General features: G+C 43.3%; 24 protein-coding genes. All 24 read right to left on the bottom strand.

The features are described 5' to 3' along the window. The 24 genes from fliP to trmFO all read right to left on the bottom strand — a co-directional run bounded on the left by fliP (position 1) and on the right by trmFO (position 19,602). Positions 1–666, bottom strand: coding sequence for a flagellar type III secretion system pore protein FliP (gene fliP / locus GRQ40_RS06745; RefSeq protein ID WP_044746130.1), 666 nt, complete (start codon positions 664–666; stop codon positions 1–3). After that, the gene (gene fliZ, locus GRQ40_RS06740) at positions 659–1,336 is read right to left on the bottom strand and encodes a flagella biosynthesis regulatory protein FliZ (RefSeq protein ID WP_159719601.1); all 678 of its coding nucleotides are present in this window, start codon (positions 1,334–1,336) and stop codon (positions 659–661) included. The genes fliP and fliZ overlap by 8 nt, the downstream gene beginning before the upstream one ends. A 20-nt stretch (positions 1,337–1,356) precedes the next feature. Next, on the bottom strand, positions 1,357–1,716 hold the full coding sequence (locus tag GRQ40_RS06735; RefSeq protein ID WP_044746132.1) for a chemotaxis protein CheY: 360 nt from the start codon (positions 1,714–1,716) through the stop codon (positions 1,357–1,359). A gap of 18 nt (positions 1,717–1,734) precedes the next feature. Further along, the gene (gene fliY, locus GRQ40_RS06730; protein ID WP_044746133.1) at positions 1,735–2,946 is read right to left on the bottom strand and encodes a flagellar motor switch phosphatase FliY; all 1,212 of its coding nucleotides are present in this window, start codon (positions 2,944–2,946) and stop codon (positions 1,735–1,737) included. Next, a complete protein-coding gene (gene fliM, locus GRQ40_RS06725) occupies positions 2,936–3,937 on the bottom strand; it encodes a flagellar motor switch protein FliM (protein ID WP_159719600.1) in 1,002 nt (333 codons plus the stop codon). Before fliM ends, fliY begins: the two co-directional genes overlap by 11 nt. A 22-nt stretch (positions 3,938–3,959) precedes the next feature. Further along, the gene (gene fliL / locus GRQ40_RS06720) at positions 3,960–4,382 is read right to left on the bottom strand and encodes a flagellar basal body-associated protein FliL (protein WP_044746135.1); all 423 of its coding nucleotides are present in this window, start codon (positions 4,380–4,382) and stop codon (positions 3,960–3,962) included. Then, positions 4,375–4,596 (bottom strand): flagellar FlbD family protein, encoded by a 222-nt coding sequence (locus GRQ40_RS06715; protein WP_044746136.1) that lies wholly within the window; start codon positions 4,594–4,596, stop codon positions 4,375–4,377. The genes fliL and GRQ40_RS06715 overlap by 8 nt, the downstream gene beginning before the upstream one ends. A gap of 44 nt (positions 4,597–4,640) precedes the next feature. Next, positions 4,641–5,438: a flagellar basal body rod protein FlgG gene (gene flgG / locus GRQ40_RS06710; RefSeq protein WP_080860825.1), complete on the bottom strand. Its 798-nt coding sequence runs from the start codon at positions 5,436–5,438 to the stop codon at positions 4,641–4,643. Positions 5,439–5,469: 31 nt separating this feature from the next. After that, positions 5,470–5,913 (bottom strand): flagellar hook assembly protein FlgD, encoded by a 444-nt coding sequence (gene flgD, locus GRQ40_RS06705; RefSeq protein ID WP_066147258.1) that lies wholly within the window; start codon positions 5,911–5,913, stop codon positions 5,470–5,472. A gap of 12 nt (positions 5,914–5,925) precedes the next feature. Then, the gene (locus GRQ40_RS06700) at positions 5,926–7,185 is read right to left on the bottom strand and encodes a flagellar hook-length control protein FliK (RefSeq protein ID WP_159719599.1); all 1,260 of its coding nucleotides are present in this window, start codon (positions 7,183–7,185) and stop codon (positions 5,926–5,928) included. Between the two features lie 16 nt (positions 7,186–7,201). Next, positions 7,202–7,819, bottom strand: coding sequence for a MotE family protein (locus tag GRQ40_RS06695; protein WP_066147254.1), 618 nt, complete (start codon positions 7,817–7,819; stop codon positions 7,202–7,204). Between the two features lie 8 nt (positions 7,820–7,827). Continuing rightward, a complete protein-coding gene (fliJ, locus tag GRQ40_RS06690) occupies positions 7,828–8,271 on the bottom strand; it encodes a flagellar export protein FliJ (protein ID WP_066147252.1) in 444 nt (147 codons plus the stop codon). 7 nt (positions 8,272–8,278) lie between these two features. Beyond that, positions 8,279–9,595 carry a flagellar protein export ATPase FliI gene (gene fliI, locus GRQ40_RS06685; RefSeq protein WP_044746142.1) on the bottom strand — a complete coding sequence of 439 codons (1,317 nt, stop codon included), beginning with the start codon at positions 9,593–9,595 and terminating at the stop codon, positions 8,279–8,281. 4 nt (positions 9,596–9,599) lie between these two features. Continuing rightward, positions 9,600–10,370 carry a flagellar assembly protein FliH gene (gene fliH / locus GRQ40_RS06680; protein ID WP_159719598.1) on the bottom strand — a complete coding sequence of 257 codons (771 nt, stop codon included), beginning with the start codon at positions 10,368–10,370 and terminating at the stop codon, positions 9,600–9,602. Beyond that, a complete protein-coding gene (fliG, locus tag GRQ40_RS06675) occupies positions 10,354–11,373 on the bottom strand; it encodes a flagellar motor switch protein FliG (protein ID WP_044746144.1) in 1,020 nt (339 codons plus the stop codon). The genes fliH and fliG overlap by 17 nt, the downstream gene beginning before the upstream one ends. Positions 11,374–11,384: 11 nt before the next feature. Then, entirely contained in the window at positions 11,385–12,971 is a 1,587-nt protein-coding gene (fliF, locus tag GRQ40_RS06670; protein ID WP_066147249.1) for a flagellar basal-body MS-ring/collar protein FliF, read from the bottom strand. Positions 12,972–13,027: 56 nt separating this feature from the next. Further along, positions 13,028–13,321, bottom strand: a complete 294-nt coding sequence (fliE, locus tag GRQ40_RS06665; RefSeq protein WP_044746146.1) for a flagellar hook-basal body complex protein FliE — start codon at positions 13,319–13,321, stop codon at positions 13,028–13,030. Between the two features lie 13 nt (positions 13,322–13,334). Then, positions 13,335–13,787 (bottom strand): flagellar basal body rod protein FlgC, encoded by a 453-nt coding sequence (gene flgC / locus GRQ40_RS06660; RefSeq protein WP_044746147.1) that lies wholly within the window; start codon positions 13,785–13,787, stop codon positions 13,335–13,337. Positions 13,788–13,790: 3 nt separating this feature from the next. Beyond that, complete coding sequence (gene flgB / locus GRQ40_RS06655) at positions 13,791–14,183, bottom strand: flagellar basal body rod protein FlgB (protein WP_066147247.1); 393 nt, start codon at positions 14,181–14,183, stop codon at positions 13,791–13,793. 385 nt (positions 14,184–14,568) lie between these two features. Next, positions 14,569–15,348, bottom strand: coding sequence for a GTP-sensing pleiotropic transcriptional regulator CodY (gene codY, locus GRQ40_RS06650; RefSeq protein WP_044746149.1), 780 nt, complete (start codon positions 15,346–15,348; stop codon positions 14,569–14,571). A 27-nt stretch (positions 15,349–15,375) separates the two neighbouring features. Beyond that, positions 15,376–16,767 (bottom strand): ATP-dependent protease ATPase subunit HslU, encoded by a 1,392-nt coding sequence (gene hslU, locus GRQ40_RS06645; RefSeq protein WP_369815491.1) that lies wholly within the window; start codon positions 16,765–16,767, stop codon positions 15,376–15,378. Positions 16,768–16,782: 15 nt separating this feature from the next. Continuing rightward, positions 16,783–17,325, bottom strand: coding sequence for an ATP-dependent protease subunit HslV (gene hslV, locus GRQ40_RS06640; protein WP_066147245.1), 543 nt, complete (start codon positions 17,323–17,325; stop codon positions 16,783–16,785). Between the two features lie 22 nt (positions 17,326–17,347). Continuing rightward, positions 17,348–18,250, bottom strand: coding sequence for a tyrosine recombinase XerC (gene xerC, locus GRQ40_RS06635; RefSeq protein WP_159719597.1), 903 nt, complete (start codon positions 18,248–18,250; stop codon positions 17,348–17,350). Positions 18,251–18,306: 56 nt separating this feature from the next. Next, positions 18,307–19,602 (bottom strand): FADH(2)-oxidizing methylenetetrahydrofolate--tRNA-(uracil(54)-C(5))-methyltransferase TrmFO, encoded by a 1,296-nt coding sequence (gene trmFO, locus GRQ40_RS06630; protein WP_159719596.1) that lies wholly within the window; start codon positions 19,600–19,602, stop codon positions 18,307–18,309. Positions 19,603–19,643: the final 41 nt, after the last annotated feature.

Raw genomic sequence — 19,643 nt, 5'->3', positions numbered from 1 at the left:
TTAGAAGCTTTCCAATAATGACTTCACCACTAAATACCAGCCATCAACAAGAACAAACAATAAAATTTTAAACGGCAGTGAAATCATCACCGGTGGAAGCATCATCATCCCCATCGACATCAGCACGCTTGCCACGACCATATCAATCACTAAAAATGGAATAAAAATCATAAATCCCATCTGGAAGGCCGTTTTTATTTCACTGATCGCAAACGCAGGCACAAGAGTTGTTAATGGAATATCTTGAACATTTTTCGGTTTGGATGCACCGCTATATGATAAAAATAATGCCAAATCCTTTTGCCGCGTATGCTCGCTCATAAACTCTTTAATCGGCACAGAAGCCCGTTCATATGCTTGCTCTAAATTGATTTTTTGCGCAAACAGCGGCTGAAGCGCTTGATCGTTTACTTGCTTAAACGTCGGCGCCATAATAAAAAAGGTCAAAAAGAGCGCCAATCCAAGCAACACCTGATTGGGCGGCATCTGCTGCGTCCCCAGCGAAGTGCGGACAAACGATAAAACAATGATAATGCGGGTAAAGCATGTCATCATGATTAAAATGCCCGGGGCAATCGACAGCACCGTCAGCAATAACAAAAGTTTGACAGACATTGAGACGTTTTCAGGAGCAACTTGATTAAAAAACTGCATAAATTCATTCATCGGACGTTGTTCCCTTCTGTTCAATCTGCTTTAACAGCTTTTGGCGTTCACGAGCCACTTCTTGCATTTGTTTAGCAAATAACTCACGAAACGATGATTCCCCGGAAGGAGAAGATTCTTTTTTTCTTATCAGACGATTCCACAGCTGAAAAATCTTCGCGTTTGGCTCCAGCAATTGCTGCAATGATTGATTGTGTAGAGATAATAGCTCCTTGATTTCTTTTTCATCCTCAATCTCCTGCAATAGCTGAACAGATTCTCCAACCCCGACCACAAAAATGCGTTTGCCAATTTTTATCACTTGCACTGAACGATTGGTGCCAACGCTTGTTCCGCCAAGATTCTCAATTAAACCGCCACGGCTGGATAGTAAACGCCCGCGCTGATTCATAAATCGCAATAGCCCATAAATAAGCAAAAGAACAAATAGTGTAGCAAAAATGAGCTTAAACACATCCCATACCGTAATAGGGGATGCTGCCGCTGCTTGCGATGATGGTTTGCCTGCGCCGCTCGATTCGGCAGGCTGCTTGTCCTCTTGACATTTTTCCGGATGCTCCAAGCATTGTTTCACAGTCGGAGATTGCTCCGCAAATACAGGCGCTCCTGTTTGCGAAGCAATCATAGCAGTAAACCATACAAACAATAACATGACTCGAACTCGAAACAAATTCGTTCCACCTCTTGCGCTTAGCCCAGCGTTTTATTAATGGCTTCAATGACGCGATCCGCTTGGAACGGCTTGACGATAAAGTCTTTAGCACCAGCTTGAATGGCATCAATGACCATCGCTTGTTGTCCCATAGCCGAGCACATAATCACTTTCGCATTGCCGTCAATTTTTTTAATTTCCTTCAATGCTGTAATTCCGTCCATTTCTGGCATCGTGATATCCATTGTCACAAGATCTGGGCGCGTTTCTTTGTACTTTTCTACCGCTTGAAGTCCGTCTGCCGCTTCCGCTACCACCTCGTGTCCATTTTTCGTTAAAATATCTTTAATCATCATTCTCATAAATGCTGCATCATCTACAATTAATATTTTGGCCATTTCCAACTACCTCCTACATTATCTTAAATTTTTTAAGCGGTCACTTTGACTAATGATATCTGTCACGCGTACGCCAAAATTCTCATCAATAACAACGACCTCACCCTTGGCGATGAGTTTGTTATTGACTAGTATATCTACCGGCTCGCCTGCCAGCTTATCCAGCTCAATAATGGATCCGGAGGAAAGATTTAAAATATCTTGTACCGACCGCTTCGTCCGGCCTAGCTCGACGGTGACTTGCAGCGGGATATCAAGAAGCATGTTTAAATTCCGCGCTTCGGCTTCTGCCAACGGCGCTGGCTCAAAGCTTGCGAAATCAGCAGGCTGAACCTGACGCTGTCCAGCCGATGCATATGTGCCAAAATGGTTGGGCGCATACGCTGCCGGCTGTGCCGCATGCGGATAAGGCTGAGCGATCTCTGGTTGAGCCGATGCAGCCGGCTGATCATATGCAGATCCTGGCAGTTGAGAAGATCCCGCAGCTGATGGTGACACAACGCTGCTGGCCGGAGCTGTTTTCGTCTCGATTTTATCGGATACCGACTCACTGGAGCTAGACATTTGCAATAAATTTTGCACTAACTCCTTAGCAAAATCAATCGGTAATAGCTGCATAATATTTGAATCAATTAACGTTCCTATTTTCAAACGGAACGATACCTTCACTAGAACGCTTTCTGGCGGTAAATACTCAAGCCCCTCTCCCTCTTTAATATCTAGCAAATGAAGGCTTGGTGGAGAAATATCTACTTTTTTCCCAAAAATCGTGGACATAGAGGTGGCCGCTGACCCCATCATTTGATTCATCGCTTCCTGCACAGCACTTAATTGGATTTCTCCTAATAAATCCATCGGGTTTTGCCCGTTTCCGCCTAGCATAAGATCCGCAATAATCGCCGCATCTGATTGCTTAATGACAAGCAAATTCGTTCCTAAAAAACCCTCTGTATAATTGACTTGAATCGCCACGTACGGATGCGGAAATTCATTTTCGACATCCTCGCGATGAATGATGGACACGTTGGGTGTCGTAATTTCCACCTTTTGATTTAATAAAACGGAAAGAGCCGTTGCAGAGCTGCCAAACGAGATATTCCCAATTTCCCCCAAAGCGTCTTGTTCCATTGTTGAGAGTACCTCATCAATCGTTGGAGAGTCATTGGCTCCATCCGCTCCGCGCAACAAGGCATCAATTTCATCTTGGGATAACATATCATCACTCATCATTGTTGTCTTCTCCCCCTTTCAATGTATCTAACACTTGCACTGCCAATCGCTTGTTGACTTTTCCTGGCTGACCGATAAATTTCGGAACATCCCCGATTTTAATGATTAAAGGCTGCTGGATCATTTGATCTAATTGAATCACATCCCCAACATCAAGCTGCAAAAATTCCTGGATTGTAATCATCGCCTTCCCTAGCTCAGCAATGACCGGGATTTTGGCGATTTTAATTCCTTGCTCAAGCGATGTTACCTCTTCAGGCACTCTGTCTTTTTTTTGCGTCTGCATCCAATAATGCACAGACAGGCGAGGAATAATGGGCTCAAGCACAACATGTGGAATACAAATATTGATCATTCCGCTCGTTTCAGCAATTTGCGTATTAAGTGAAATCACCACCACTGTTTCATTCGGCGAAACCATTTGCAAAAATTGAGGATTCACCTCAAACTCCGCTAAAATCGGATCGATCTCGATAATGGATTCCCATGCATCCCGCAAATGACTGAACGCTTTTTCGAACAAATTAGACATAATCCGTATTTCAATCTCTGTCAAATTGTCCACTTTATTAATACTTGTCCCGCGTCCCCCCATGACACGATCAAGCATGGCGTAAGCAACATTTGGATTGACTTCCATGACGATATGCCCGTCTAGCGGCGGCACCTCAAAAACGTTTAAAATCGTCATTTTAGGAATGGAACGAATAAATTCTTCATATGGAATTTGATCGGCTGATGCCACCGAAATTTGTACATATGTCCGCAGCTGAGCGGAAAAAAAGGTGGTTAATAATCTTGCAAAATTTTCATGAATGCGCGTAAGGCTACGTATTTGATCTTTGGAGAAGCGAAGGGCGCGTTTAAAGTCGTATACTTTTACCCGTTTGTCCTCTTCTTCTTTTTTTAGCTCCTCCGCATCCATTTCTCCCGTTGATAGCGCCGCCAAAAGGGCATCGATTTCACTTTGTGATAGTACTTCGCCAGACACTGTTTTCACCTCCTAGCCCAAGTTATTGGAGGATGAAGGAAGTAATATAAACTTGCTCCACTTTTCCATCTTGCATAATTTGATTGATTTTCTCTTTTAATCGAGCCTTCAAATGGGTTTTTCCTTGCTCTCCGTTAAAATCCGCCGGTTTCATTTGCGATAGCTGTTCAATAATGATATCTTTCATTTGGAAATCTCGCTTCTCCGCCTCTGCTTTTGCGTCTTCATTGTTCATTTGAATTTTAAAGGAGATTTTAATAAAGCTTCCATCTGCTAGATTGGTTGTAATTTCCGGTACGTCGACAGAGCTTTCTAAAATTTCATCTGCTGTCGGCGCCGTTTGTTGTTTATCGCCTGTAAATTTAAAGATGATGACTAAAGCCACAGCGGCGACTAACGTAATCGTCACCAATATCATCAATGTCACTTTCCATAGCTTACTCATGGTCCTGCCCCTCCACATTTTTAGAAACCCCTAAAATCGAAATTTGCTGATAAAATTCTTTTACCAGCTCTACTACCTCTTTTTCCGACTCACGGACAACAAATTTTTTACCATTCGTCAGCGTAATCGTTGTATCCGGAAAAGCTTCGATTTGTTCTATGTATATCGCATTTAAGGTAAACGATTTTCCATTCAGCCGCGTTAATGTGATCATATGTATTGGGGCACTAGACAGAGCCTAGTGCCCTCCCCCCTTAATTATTTCTTTAGATTGACAAGCTCTTGCAAAATCTCATCCGATGTTGTAATAATGCGTGTATTCGCTTGAAATCCGCGCTGCGCGACAATCATTTCCGTAAACTCTTCCGATAGATCGACATTGGACATTTCAAGCGCACCAGGAACAATTTTGCCTGCTCCGCCTACTCCCGGAGAAGTTAACGTCTCCGCACCAGAGTTCGTTGTTGAGCGGAAAAGATTGTCTCCAACCTTCTCTAATCCATCGTTATTTGCAAATTTCGCTAATTCAATTCGACCAGCAACCTGCAAAGTTCCTGTGTTATCGACGTAGTTTACTGTGCCATCTGAACCAATACTAAGACTTTGCGCTGTTGTTGGGATTTGAATGCGAGTGTTACCATTGCCGAGCAAGTAACGTCCATCAGCGCTAACAATATAGCCTTGAGAATCAAGATAAAAATTTCCTGCTCTTGTGTATAGTCTGTTATTTCCAGAGTTATCACCTAAAACAAAGAATCCATCTCCTGAAATGGCCAAATCAAGCACACGAGCAGTAGTTTGCAAACTTCCTTGCGTCTGAACAGTATCAATTGCCGCAAGCTGCGCCCCTAATCCGACTTGTTTTGGATTCACCCCGCCGCTGTTCGCTGTTGGAGCACTTGCACCCGCGATTTGTTGACTAACTAAATCTTTAAAAATGGTACGGCCCTTCTTAAACCCATACGTATTCACATTCGCAATATTGTTTCCGATCACATCTAATTTCACTTGGAAGTTTTTCATTCCGCTAATTCCAGAATACATTGAACGAAGCATATAATCCCTCTCCCTTGTTCAGATTTATCCATTATGGAGTTTCTACTTTGATAATTTGCTTGTTGGAAATCTCCTGACCATTATCAAGCTCTAAAAAGATTTCATTGTTTCTTTGGGAAACTGATTTCACCATACCGCTCGCTGGATTTTCCGACGTATCGGCCTCATCGCTGGTATCCATCCAATACACTTTTTTGCCTATCATTTCACTATAAAGCAAAATCGCGTTATCGCTTTGCATTTGCATAAATCCTTGCATGGCAGCTGCCAGATTCGTGATTTGCTCCAGCGTGGAGAAATTGGCCATTTGCGCAATAAACTCTTTATCCTCCATTGGATTTAATGGATCTTGATTTTGCAGCTGAACCAGCAAAATTTTTAAAAAATCGTCTTTGCCAAGAACACTGTCTCCCGTCTGCCGCTCCGGAGGCGTATAATTGCTTAACAATAAGTTGGGATCAATGGTATTTGCCATCTTTGACCGCTCCTATGCTTCAATATTTAACAATTCATGAAGAAAAGACTCCTGAAATGGAAGCTCCTTGTCTTGCTCAAACGGCTGGCGCTGTTCTTGATCAGGTTGTCCCTCTCTGTTTCGCTCGTGCTGACTGAATGATTGTTCATAAGAAGGCAACGGTGAGTGTGCGCGCACATCAAATTGCTCGATTGTAACGTGCTGAGCTGGTATCACATGAGCCATTTGCTGGATGTTTGCTTCTATTAGTTCTTTTGCCGAACGGCTTGAGGCGATGATTTTCGCCATCATCTGTCCGTTTTCCTGAACAAGCTTTACTGTCAACGTTCCTAAATGTTCTGGATGAAGGCGAATCACAAGCTGTGATTGTCCATTTCCTAAATTGGTGAATTTACTCGATTTTATAATACTTGTAAATTGCCGGATTAGTTGCTCGCTGCTACCATTAGCCGAGGTGTTCTCAGGCAGTGAAATGACCGGCTCTGTATTTTGCGAAAACAGCGTTGGTTGAGCCTGATTGAAAAACGGCTGAGCCATTGTTTGAACATCCCCCTGCTTGTGATTCGCGGCTTTCGTTAACTGAGCCAGCGAATCCGGATGATATCCGGCAGTCGAGCTGAAGGCTGAAGAAAAGCTGCTAGGTGGAAAGGTCAGCTGATGTGGATAGCTCCCGTTTCGATAGGTGTTGACAGCTGCGGCTGCTCCTCCATTGAAAAGCGCCGAAAAACGGCCATTCCGAGGATCACTGCTCGCTTGCTGAGCCTTTTTGTTTTGCAAGAAATTTACCAATGTTTCTACATTGATCATTGGTCCCAACTCATCGCGATTTGGCTGCAATGACAGCCATTCCTCCAATAACGATATTGGCTCTGCGCCCTGCGCGCTATTGTTCTGCATCCATGTCATTTGTTCTGAGAGCATTTGTTTTATCCATGCAGCCGTTTGCGGAACGCTGGATGGCTGAAGAGAAGCTGGGTTTGTTTCAAACTGCTCATGCAACGTCTGCTGCATATCAGCCGGCAGCAGCAGCAAGAGCAAATCCACCCATTTGGTCAACAGATCGTCTTGGTGTTCATTTCGTTCTATATGGTCTTTTGTTGCCATCTCATTTGCTTTCATGCTGGAATCTGCAGAATCAAACGTCGCCGATTGAAGCAGCTGCTGAAATAAACTTCCTTCTTGTGTTTGTCCTTTTGCGTTCAACGTTTGTGCCTTATCCCCAGAAACCGAAGAAGACGGAAAAAGCGATTGAGTATAAGTGCCAATTCTCATGATCTCCCCTCCTTTCCTAATTATTAGCCGCTTGGGCTGCTTTCGTTAGTAGCGCCGTATATTTAGCTGCTTCTTCCGGAGACATTTTTTCCAGAATAGCGGCGGCCTTCTCGCTGCCTAATATCGCAAGAATGTTAAGCGCCTCCTGATCCGACATTTTCGGAATGATGGCGGCGGCATTTTTCGGTGACATTTCTCCATACATTTGAGCAACATCTTGAACAGTGAGTTTTTTTGCTTCGGTTGTTGGTGATGTGTCGGTCTGCTGCTGGGATTCCAGTTGGGCATTTAACCGTTCAATTTCTTTCTTTAGTGCTTCAATTTCACTCTGTTTATTTTTGACTTCGGTTTCAAGCTTTTTCACTTGTGCCGTTTTTTCTTCGAGCGTAGCTTGCTTCTCCAACATATTCTCCTTTAAAGCCTGCTCAGATGATGGCTGCTTGCTACCGACTAACTGTGAAATCCCTGGAAGATCAGCACCGTACTTTTTGGCGATGTCAAACACATTCACTCCTGCAATCGTGGTAATAATCAGTGCCAATGTGATTGTAAACAATAATGGGATGATGATGACAAACAAGAACCATTGCAGCTTGCTTACTTTTTCTTCTTTTTCCATTTCTTGCTCCTTCATCGTCTCACCTAATTTCTGCGATTCACAAATTGTTGAATTGAGATTTCATCCATCCAGTGATTTTCCATAGTTTGAATAGCTTGAAGCACAGCTGCTATATGCTTGTCTTTCATTTTTTCATATTTTTTTACTTCAATATTCGCTTCAGCTACCTTTGTTTGCTTGAGAAACATTTGCTCACGCGTTTCGATCACAAGCTGCTGATAATGAGAAATGGTGCGCTCCAAATTCATGACAAATTGCCGAAAATGACGAATGTCTTGAATGGGCAATCCATTTTTTAATTTTTGCTTGTACATTTCCTCGTAATCTTCTTTTTGCTTCAGAAAATGGTACAGCTTTTCCGCTGCTTCTTCAAAGCGCTTCACCGCTTCGTTATATTCTCCTAGCGCTCTCTCTTTTTCTTTTTCTCTAATGGTCAATATTTTTTCAAATTTAAACACATGCTCCATGTTTTATTCACCCCGAATGTACAAGCTGAAGCAGTTCTTGAATGCTCTCTTCTTTTGTCAATTTTTCGTGAGTATCTTGTTTTAAAAATGCAAGCAGCTTTGGATAGTAGCGAATGGCTTCGTCAATGTCTTTAGAAGAACCTCTTTTATACGCACCGATATTAATTAAATCTTCCGCGTTTATATAGGTTGAAAGAAGATGACGGAATCGTTCAGCTGCCGCTTTATGCTCTGGCCCAATAATATAATTCATGACACGGCTGATGCTTTTCAAAACATTAATAGCTGGATACTGACCTTTATTCGCCAAGCTTCTCTCAAGAACAAAATGCCCATCTAAAATTCCTCGGACCGTATCAGCAATCGGTTCATTCATATCGTCACCATCTACTAAAACCGTATAAAAAGCCGTAATGGTTCCGTGTTCATTTGTTCCTGTCCGTTCCAGCAATTTGGGCAAAATGGCAAAAACAGAAGGAGTATAGCCCTTGGTTGTCGGCGGCTCACCGATCGCTAGTCCCACTTCCCGCTGCGCCATGGCCACACGTGTCACGGAATCCATCATCAGCATGACATTCATTCCCCTATTGCGAAAATATTCGGCAATAGCCGTTGCGGTATAGGCGCCTTTAATTCTCATAAGCGCAGGCTGATCTGATGTCGCAACCACCACAACGGAACGAGCCAAGCCTTCAGGGCCGAGATCTCGTTCGATAAACTCCCGCACTTCACGTCCCCGTTCGCCAATAAGCGCAATCACATTTAGGTCTGCGTTTGTGTTGCGGGCAATCATCCCAAGAAGTGTACTCTTGCCTACTCCTGAACCAGCAAATATGCCCACACGCTGTCCTTTTCCTACTGTCAGCAAGCTATCGATCAATCTGACTCCTACTTCCACCGGTTCATCAATCGGCGGTCTTGACAGCGGATTAGGCGGCTCTTGCTCAATCGAAATGGAGCGCAGCCCTTTAGGGAGAAGGCTACCATCAAGAGGCTGGCCAAGCGAATCAAGAACCTTGCCGATTAGATCCATTCCCGCTTTTATTTGCAGCGGCTGGCCTGTCGCTTCCACTATGCATCCCGGCGAAATATCTTGAACGGTTGAAAAAGGCATTAAAAGCACATGCTGTTCGCGAAATCCTACCACCTCAGCAGCAATCTTCTGCTTCTTTCTTCCTCCGCCCACATGAATAAAGCAAACATCGCCAATGGAGCTTTCAGGACCTTTTGATTCAATCATTAATCCAATCACGCGCGTTACTTTACCAAATCGCTTATACGAATCAATGGTTTCGATCTCTTGAAAAAGAGCTGGCCAATTCAAAAAATTACTCCTCCTCAAGCCACTTAAGCAGCTTTTGTTTGATTTGTTGCAATTGAGTGTCAACACTTGCATCAATGCGGCCAAAAGGCGTTTCAATCATGCAGCCGCCCTCTGCTAACCGTTCGTCAGGATAAATAAAAATGTCTACTGGCTGACTAAAAATCGCCCTTAATTCATCCTTTTGCTGAACAAGTGTTTGATAATGCAATGGATGAACATATAGCTTCACTTCTGATTGTTCCCTAACCTCCTTGATCGCTCTTTGCACAAGATGAAGGAAGGAATCGTGATTTTCCGCCAGCTTTTCCCCCAATATTCGCTCCGCTACCTTTAAGCCGATCAACAGGATGGTTTCTTTTGATGATTCAATTTGTTCATAAAACTGTTGGTTGGTTGTTTGCACGATGTTTCTTGCTTCATTCATTAATTCTTGAAAAGCATGAAGCGCTTCATTTTTTCCTTGACTATATCCGGCTTCATATCCTTCTTGTTGCGCTGCCGCCATAAGCCGCTGTTTTTCGGCCAACCAATTTTCCTTCTCTTGCCATATGTTTTCTTTCAAAGACTGGCAATATTGTTCTGCTTCTTGCTTCATCAGCTTCGCTTCTTCCTTTGCTTGCTCAATGATGAACTGAGCGTGAGCATGTCCATCTATTTCTTGCGAAACGGCTGAGACTGCTGGCTGCGGAAAATAATGCTTCACTTCAATTACTTTTTTGCTGCCATGGGACGTTGTTGTAAAAGGAGCTTTGATCACATTAGACAATAATATCATCTCCTCCGCCGCGCGCTACAACGATTTCTCCAGCTTCTTCAAGACGGCGAATGACCGCAACAATACGCGATTGTGCTTCCTCCACATCGCGGAGGCGAACCGGTCCCATAAACTCCATCTCCTCTTTGAAGGTTTCCGCCATACGCGTCGACATATTGCGAAAGACGATTTCTTTCACTTCATCACTTGAAACTTTCAGTGCCAGCATTAAATCATTGTTATCAACTTCACGAATGACACGCTGAATCGCACGGTTATCAAGGGTAACAATATCTTCGAAGACAAACATTCGTTTCTTGATTTCTTCTGCAAGCTCTGGATCTTGAATTTCAAGCGCATCTAAAATCGTTCTTTCCGTGCTTCGGTCTACACCGTTTAAAACTTCCACCACCGCTTCGATGCCACCTGTTTGCGTGTAATCTTGGACAACGGTCGTTGAAAGCTTCCGTTCTAAAATTTGCTCAACTTCGTTGATCACCTCAGGCGACGTACTGTCCATCAGCGCAATTCGGCGCGCGATATCCGCCTGCATTTCCTGCGGCAGCGACGACAGAATCTGGCCAGCTTGCGCCGGATCTAAATAGGAAAGCACAAGAGCGATCGTCTGTGGATGTTCATTTTGAATAAAGTTCAACAGCTGAGCCGGATCGGCTTTGCGAGCAAAGTCAAACGGCCGCACCATTAAAGCGGATGTTAAACGGTTAATAATGTTCAGCGCTTTTTCCGAGCCAAGCGCTTTTTCAAGTACTTCTTTCGCGTAAGCAATGCCGCCTTGAGCAATATAATCCTGCGCTAAAGCAATTTGATGAAACTCCTCCAGCACTTCCTCTTTTTCTTGCGTCGCTACTTGGCGAACATTAGAAATCTCAAGTGTGAGCTTTTCAATTTCTTCCTCCGATAAATGCTTATAGACAGATGCTGATACATCTGGTCCAAGAGAAATGAGGAGTATGGCAGCTTTCTGTTTGCCTGTTAATTCTCCTTTTCTCTCTTTTTTGGCCATCTTCATTCCTCCTAGTCCTCAGCCAACCACGTTCTTAGCAATTGAGCAAATTCATCCGGCTTCTCTCGTGCCAATTTTTCAAGCTGCTTGCGTCGAATTGTCACTTCTGTTTCCCGTTCCTCCGTCACATCAGGAAGATCGGATAAAGGAGGCTGTTCAATAAAGTCTTCCTCTTCTTCCTCCACCCTTTTCCGTCTGCGCAGCAAGAAGTAAATCAGTAAGCCGATAATAGCAGCAGCACCAATTCCCCCTGCAATATACGCCCATGTCGGAATGGTTGGCTGCGGCTGTGCAAAATCGGTTTTCCCATTAAATTTTTGCACAGATACGACGATGCGGTTTTGGATATCTTGATCGCTTAACGTTTGACCATCCTGCTTATCAATCGAAGTTCGAACGATCGTACCTAAAATCTTCTGAATATCATCAATGGTTTGCTGCGATAAAGAGTTAGGATTTTGGGGATTTGGTGGTTCAACCATCACTTGGATCCCTAAATCTCTTACTTTGTATGGACTTTCAACAATATTCTTTTTAATTCTGTTTACTTCATTATTGATCGTTTCTTCTGTTTTTTCATAATCGCCATTTGAGCCGTCAGTTGCTGCTTGATAGCCTGGAATGTCATTTTCACCGGTCCCGGCCACTCCTCCTGGTTGGGCACCTTGTCCAGAATAAGTTTCTCTAATCCGCTGCACACTGACAGCAATTCCTTCATTGTTTTGCTCATCAACCGGGGTCACTAAATTTTCCTCACGGTTCTCCTGCGTAAAATCAACATCCGCTGTAACCGATACAACCACTTTGTCTTGTCCCATCATCGTGCCTAACATTTGTTGGACTTGTCGCTGGATATCGCGTTCAATTTGCTTTTTGATTTCGTTTTGCTGCGTAAACGCCGTAGCTGTCGAATTTTCTTCATTATTTTTTAGATCAAAATACTGAAAATATTGATTCATCATGACGATATTATCAGTAGGAAGATTCGGAACACTTTTTGACACGAGATGATAGAGCGCTCTAACTTGCTCATCTGTAAATTTGTATCCTGGCTTTGTTTTAAGAACGACTGAAGCGGACGCCTCTCCTTGATCCTCTGACGCAAATACGGACTGCTGGGGAAGATTAATCATGACTTTGGCATCCTCGACCCCGTCAATATTTTTAATCAGATTGGCCAATTCTGTTTGCATCGCTTTGAGTTTTACTACATTAAATTCGTTATCTGTCATCCCAAAGCTTGCATTTTTTCCAAAAAAGGAGTAGTCGATGCTTCCGCTGTTCGGAATCCCTTCGGCCGCTAATTCCACCTTCAGTGTATTCGCCATTTTCTCCGGCACTTCAATCGTGGTTCCGTTATCGGTCACTTGGGAATCGATTCCCTTTTGATCGAGCGTCGCTTTAATTTGTCCAGCTTCCTGCGGCGAAAGGTTGCTATATAATGGTACAAAGCTCGTTCTTGTGGCAAAAAATGACGCAACCCCAACAATGACAAGAAAAAGAAGAAGAGCACCTAGCGCCATGGCTTTTTGAGCCTTCGTTCTCCCCCTCCAAAACGATGTGGATCGGTTGAGCCATTCTTTCACTCTTTCATTCATACATAATATTCCCCCGATTATTGCGATAATAGATTGCCAGTTTGTTAGCGCGTTGATTATACTTGCATTCTCATCATTTCTTGGTATGCCTCAACAGCTTTATTTCGGACTTCCACTGCTAACTGCAAAGAAATGCCGGCTTTTTGAGCAGCGATCATGACTTGATGCAGATCAACGTTTTCTCCTTTAACTAGCTTATCGGTTAGTTGGTCGGCTGCAACCTGCTGGTCGTTTACCTGCTGAATCGCATCTTTCAAAAAGTTAGCAAACGATTTTTGCACATCCGCTGCCTTTATAGACGAAGAGGGCGCTGCAGTCGAAAAAAAGCTGTTCTGTATCCCGTTAATCATTTTTTACTCTCCTTTATTTTCCGATTTCTAAAGCCTTGACTAACATGCCTTTTGTTGCATTGAACACTGTCACATTGGCTTCATAAGAACGGGTTGCGCTCATTAAATCTACCATTTCTTTTAGAGGATCGACATTTGGGAGCTGTACATATCCATCTTGGTTAGCATCCGGATTGGTCGGGTCGTAAACAAGCTTAAAAGGCGTTTCATCTTCGACGATTTTGGCGACCCTTACTCCCCCTCCAACCGACGCCTGTCCATCTATTGCCTTTTGAAGATAAGAAGAAAAACCGCCTTCATTCGGCTCCAATACGACCATCTTGCGTCGATATGGCTGCCATTGTCCGTCGACAAATTGGGCACGCGTTGTATCCACATTCGCCATATTGGAGGAAATGACATCCATCCGCAAACGCTGCGCCGTTAATGCAGAAGCCGTGGTATTTAGGCTTTGAAAAATGGACATACATTACTTCCCTCCTTTAATAACCGTTTTTAAAGAATTGAACTTCCCATTTAATCTCTCGATCAATGCGTTGTAATAAATTTGATTTTCCGCTAATTCCGACATTTCTCTATCTACATCGACACTGTTTCCATTATGATTGTATACCATATCACTTCTTGTCGTCACTAAAAAATTGCCAGTATTTTTACTAGCAAATGCAAAATGCTTCGGATTCGTTCGATAAGCTTCAAACGAAGACATAGCCTGATCTAGTTCGGTTTTAAAACGAACCTCCTTTGCTTTGTAATTTGGCGTATCGGCATTCGCAATGTTATTGGCAATCACCTTTTGCTTTAGCGACGCATAGTCCAATCCTTGCTCTAAGCGCGCAAATGTTGGTGAAAAGATTTCCAAGCGTAATCCCCTCTTTTTTTCTTTTTTCGACAATATTTGATATTCTATATTTTAAAATAACGCCTAAATGATGTATAGCCGGAATATTGTACTATTTTTTCATAGGAATTGATATTAGCTTGTATCGTTATTAAACATACGCACAATAGCGTAAATGCCTCTTTCCTTTCTTTTCATCTCTATAGATTCGGATTGAAAAATCGACATAAGCTAAACATGAATGTTGACTAAAAAACATGGAAGCGATGTTGTTCAATCGTCCGTCTGATCCTTACCTGCTTATTTGAAGAAGAAATATAGTTGCATTGGATTGCACTTCCGAAGCAAAATGGTTAGCTTCGTTCGAGATAGATAAAAAAGAGCTGCCAAAAAAGCAGCTCTTGCATTAGTTTGTTTTTAATTTTTCAAGCTCTGTTAAAAACTTATCGTTTAATACTTTAATATACGTTCCTTTCATACCAAGAGAACGAGATTCAATGACGCCTGCACTCTCAAGCTTGCGAAGCGCGTTGACAATGACCGAACGCGTAATGCCCACTCGGTCAGCGATTTTGCTGGCAACAAGCAGCCCCTCTGTTCCTTCTAACTCTTCAAAAATGTGCTCGATTGCCTCAAGCTCGCTGTAGGATAACGAGCTGATCGCCATTTGTACAACCGCTTTGCTTCTTGCTTCTTCTTCAATTTCTTCTGCTTTTTCACGCAAGATTTCCATACCAACGACAGTAGCTCCATATTCAGCCAAGATGAGATCATCATCCTCAAATTGGCGGTCAAGTCTGGACAAAATCAGCGTGCCCAGGCGTTCTCCCCCCCCATTAATCGGCACAATCGTCGTTAACCCGGTTTTAAATAAATCTCGGTTTTCTACTGGAAACGCCGTATATTCGCTGTTAATATCCAAATTAGGAGAGGTCTCCGTAATATTGAACAGACTATTGGTATATTCTTCTGGGAATTGGCGATCCTCAAGCATTTTTTTCATCCGCTCATTTTCAATCGATTGCTTAATCGCAAAGCCTAATAGCTTCCCACGGCGGCTGACGACAAAAATATTAGCTTCAATCACTTCGCAAAGAGTTTCTGCCATCTCTTTAAAGTTTACAGGCTTTCCGGCTGCTTTCTGTAACATCGCATTAATCGTTCGTGTTTTCTGTAACAAATTCATGATCTATATCCTCCTATTCAAATTCATTTACAAAATAAATTCGCTTAAGTCTTTATTTTTTACAATATTACCTAATTTTTGTTCAACATATTGCGGTGTAATTACCACTTTTTCTAGTGCAATATCAGGCGCTTCAAATGATAGATCCTCAAGCAGCTTCTCCAGAATTGTATGAAGCCGTCTTGCCCCGATATTGTCTGTTGTTTGATTGACTTCAAACGCCACTTCAGCAATCTTACGAATAGCATCGTCAGAAAATTCAAGTTGTATACCTTCTGTAGCAAGAAGAGCCATATATTGTTTAATCAGAGCATTGTCAGGCTCAATAAGAATCTTCACAAAATCATCTACCGTCAACTTGGATAGTTCTACCCGAATCGGGAAGCGCCCTTGCAACTCAGGAATCAAATCGGACGGCTTCGACATATGAAACGCTCCAGCAGCAATGAACAAAACATAGTCTGTTTTGACAGGACCATATTTTGTCATCACCGTTGAGCCTTCTACGATCGGTAAAATGTCGCGCTGCACCCCTTCACGTGATACATCGGCTGAAGAAGCGCTCTGGCCCTTTCTGGCAATTTTGTCGATTTCATCAATAAAAATAATACCAGACTGTTCTGCCAGCTGCACCGCCTCTTGTGTCACTTCATCCATATCGATCAGCTTTTGCGCTTCTTCATTGGTTAACACTTTTCGTGCTTCACTTACCTTCAATTTTCGTTTTTTGAGCCGTTTTGGCATCAAACTGCTTAAAGCATCCTGCATATTCATGCCCATCTGCTCAATGCCGGCCCCTTGCAAAAAATCAAAAACAGTCGTTTGCTGCTCTTCGATTTCCACCGTCACCAATTCGTCCTCAAGCTCACCATTGGCAAGCTGGGCAGCTACCTGTTTCCGTTTTTGCTCGATATGTTGGTCATCTTGGCCGTAAGTCGTCGAATCCTGCTGTGATGTTTGGCCGCCAAATAGCATCTCAAGCGGATTTTTGATCGTCTGCTTCGGTTTTCCAGGAACTAAAAGCTCGATGAGACGTTTATTGGCTTGCTGCTCAGCGCGATCTTTCACTTCATACATTTTCCGCTCTTTCACTAAACGAACAGATGTTTCAACAAGATCTCTCACCATAGACTCAACATCGCGTCCAACATAGCCAACCTCTGTAAACTTCGTTGCTTCCACTTTGACAAACGGCGCCCCGACAAGCTTAGCGATTCTTCTCGCAATCTCGGTTTTCCCTACTCCTGTGGGACCGATCATCAATATATTTTTAGGTACGATCTCGTCGCGCAGCTTTTCATCAAGCAAACTGCGCCGATAGCGATTTCTTAGCGCAACCGCGACTGCTTTTTTGGCTTCTTTTTGACCGACAATAAATTGATCCAGCTTTTCTACAATTTGTCGAGGTGTTAGGTTCATCATTTCTCCCCCTCGCTACAGTTCTTCCACAATAATGTGGCTATTGGTATACACGCAAATATCAGAAGCAATTTCTAAAGCGGCTTTGGCAATTTCCTTAGCCGTCATTTGTCCGCCCGCGTATTGCTTTAAGGCCCGACCAGCAGCAAGCGCGTAGTTTCCTCCTGAACCAATCGCTAAAACGCCATCATCCGGTTCGATCACTTCACCTGTTCCTGATACTAGAAGCAAATGGCGTTCGTCCATCACAATCAGCATCGCTTCCAGTCTTCTCAATATTTTATCGCTGCGCCATTCCTTCGCCAGTTCAACCGCCGCACGTTGCAAGTTCCCATTAAACTCTTCTAATTTCCCTTCGAACATTTCAAACAATGTGAACGCATCCGCAACGGAACCAGCAAATCCCGCTAATACTTTTCCGTTAAAAAGCTTCCGAACTTTTTTAGCTGTATGTTTCATGACCACCGCATTCCCAAAAGTCACTTGGCCATCTCCAGCCATGGCGCAGGCGCCGTTATGTTGAATCGCAAAAATTGTTGTAGCATGGAATTGCTCCATATAAACCCTCCTTTATGGAAGTCTAAGCACGCGGATGCGTGTGCAAATAAACGTGGCGGAGACGATCTTTCGTCACGTGCGTGTATATCTGCGTCGATGAAAGATGCGCATGTCCCAATAGCTCTTGAACGGTGCGCATATCCGCTCCTTCGTTAAGCAAATGGGTGGCAAATGTATGTCTGAATACGTGCGGGCTTACCTTTTGCGTTAATGCAGCCTTCTCCACAACTTCGTTCAAAATATAACGCACCCCTCGAGGTGTTAAAGGACTTCCCCGAAAGTTTAAAAACAAAGAATGATTCGCTGTTTTGCTTTTGGCTAAAAGCTCATTTCGCCCTTTTTGTACATACCGTTCCAGCGCTTGCTTCGCAAAACTACCGAATGGCACATAGCGCTGTTTGTTCCCTTTCCCGTAAATCAAAATGGTTGCAAGGGAAAAATCAATATCAGACAAGTGAATGTGACAACATTCACTAATACGGATGCCCGTCGCATAAAGCAGTTCAATTAACGCTTGATTTCGCTGACCAATCGCTGTATTTAAATCATTGACATGAAATAAGGCTTCTAATTCCTGTTCATATAAAAAACGGGGGATTTTTTGCTCTTTTTTCGGCAATGATGCGAGAGCAAACGGATTTTCCGTTACTTTCTTTTCCCTCATTAAAAATTTATAAAAACTTCGTAAGCTCGAAATCTTTCGGGAAATTGAACGGCTCAGCAGTTGTTCGGCATGCAGCTTCGTCAAATATAATCGAACATCGCTGTACGTTACCTCATCTAAACGTTCCAGCGCCTGTTCATGCATAAACTCGAAAAACTGCTCAATATCGCGTGTATAGCACGCAATAGTATATTGTGAATAGTTTTTTTCGATTTGTAAATATTCTACGAATAATTGTAACGAAATTTTCAAATTTTCCATTCTTAACACCTCACAAGGGCTACTAAATATTAACATAGATTTAGCAGCCCTTGCAATTATTTTTTTATAAAATTCTGAATAGTGTCCAATGCTCGCTTAGCATACTCTTCATTACGGCGCTTTTTATCTTTAATCATTTCTTCAAGAGGGGCAAACAGGCCGAAATTCGCGTTCATTGGCTGAAAATGCTTCGGATTTGTCGACGTAATATAGTGAGCCATGCTGCCAATCGCTGTTTCGGGCGGGAAAACGGTCAGCTCCTGGCCGAGCACAAGGCGCGCCGCGTTGATACCTGCTACCAATCCGGAGGCGGCCGACTCTACATATCCTTCGACTCCCGTCATTTGTCCAGCAAAAAATAAATCCTCTCTCTCCTTCAATTGATAAGTCGGACGGAGAAGTTTTGGCGAGTTAATAAACGTATTGCGATGCATCACTCCATAGCGAACAATTTCCGCATTTTCAAGCCCTGGAATTAAACGGAATACTTCCTTTTGTGCTCCCCATTTCAAATGAGTTTGAAAACCAACGATATTGTATAACGTTCCTGCTGCATCGTCTTGGCGAAGCTGAACTACCGCAAACGGTCTTTTTCCTGTGCGCGGATCTTCGAGGCCGACCGGTTTCATCGGACCAAATAGCAGCGTTTTCTTTCCGCGTTTCGCCATGACTTCAATCGGCATGCATCCTTCAAAATAAATTTCTTTTTCAAATTCCTTTAACGGCGCTGTTTCTGCTGAAATAAGCGCTTCATAAAAGCGGTCAAATTCTTCCTCCGTCATCGGGCAATTCAAATAGGCGGCTTCCCCTTTATCATAGCGAGATTTTCTATACACCTTTTCCATATCGATGCTTTCTTTTTCAACAATAGGGGCGGCTGCATCATAAAAATACAAATACTCTTCTCCCGTCAGCTCTTTTAATTTTTCAGATAATGTAGGAGACGTAAGAGGTCCTGTGGCAATAATCGTTGGCCCAGTCGGGATGTCTGTCACTTCCTCACGGATGACCGTTACATTTGGATGGTTTTGAACAAAATCGGTGACACGGGCCGCAAATTCATGCCGATCCACCGCCAGTGCTCCTCCAGCAGGCACAGAGCACTCATCTGCCGCTTTGATGATGACCGAATTGAGCATTCTCATCTCTTCTTTGAGCACGCCAACGGCATTCGTTAACGAATTGGCGCGCAGTGAATTGCTGCAAACCAGCTCAGCGAATTTATCCGTATGATGGGCTGGCGTTTGTTTCACAGGACGCATTTCGTATAAACGGACATGAATGTTGCGGGTAGCAAGCTGCCACGCGGCTTCGCTTCCTGCTAATCCTGCACCAATAACATTGACAATCATGCTTCATTTCCTCCTTCGTTACGCATAAAAACGGTGAGGAC

Source organism: Anoxybacillus sp. PDR2, assembly GCF_009834045.1.
Classification (GTDB): domain Bacteria; phylum Bacillota; class Bacilli; order Bacillales; family Anoxybacillaceae; genus Anoxybacteroides; species Anoxybacteroides rupiense.
This window is presented reverse-complemented; position numbering and strand designations above follow the sequence as displayed.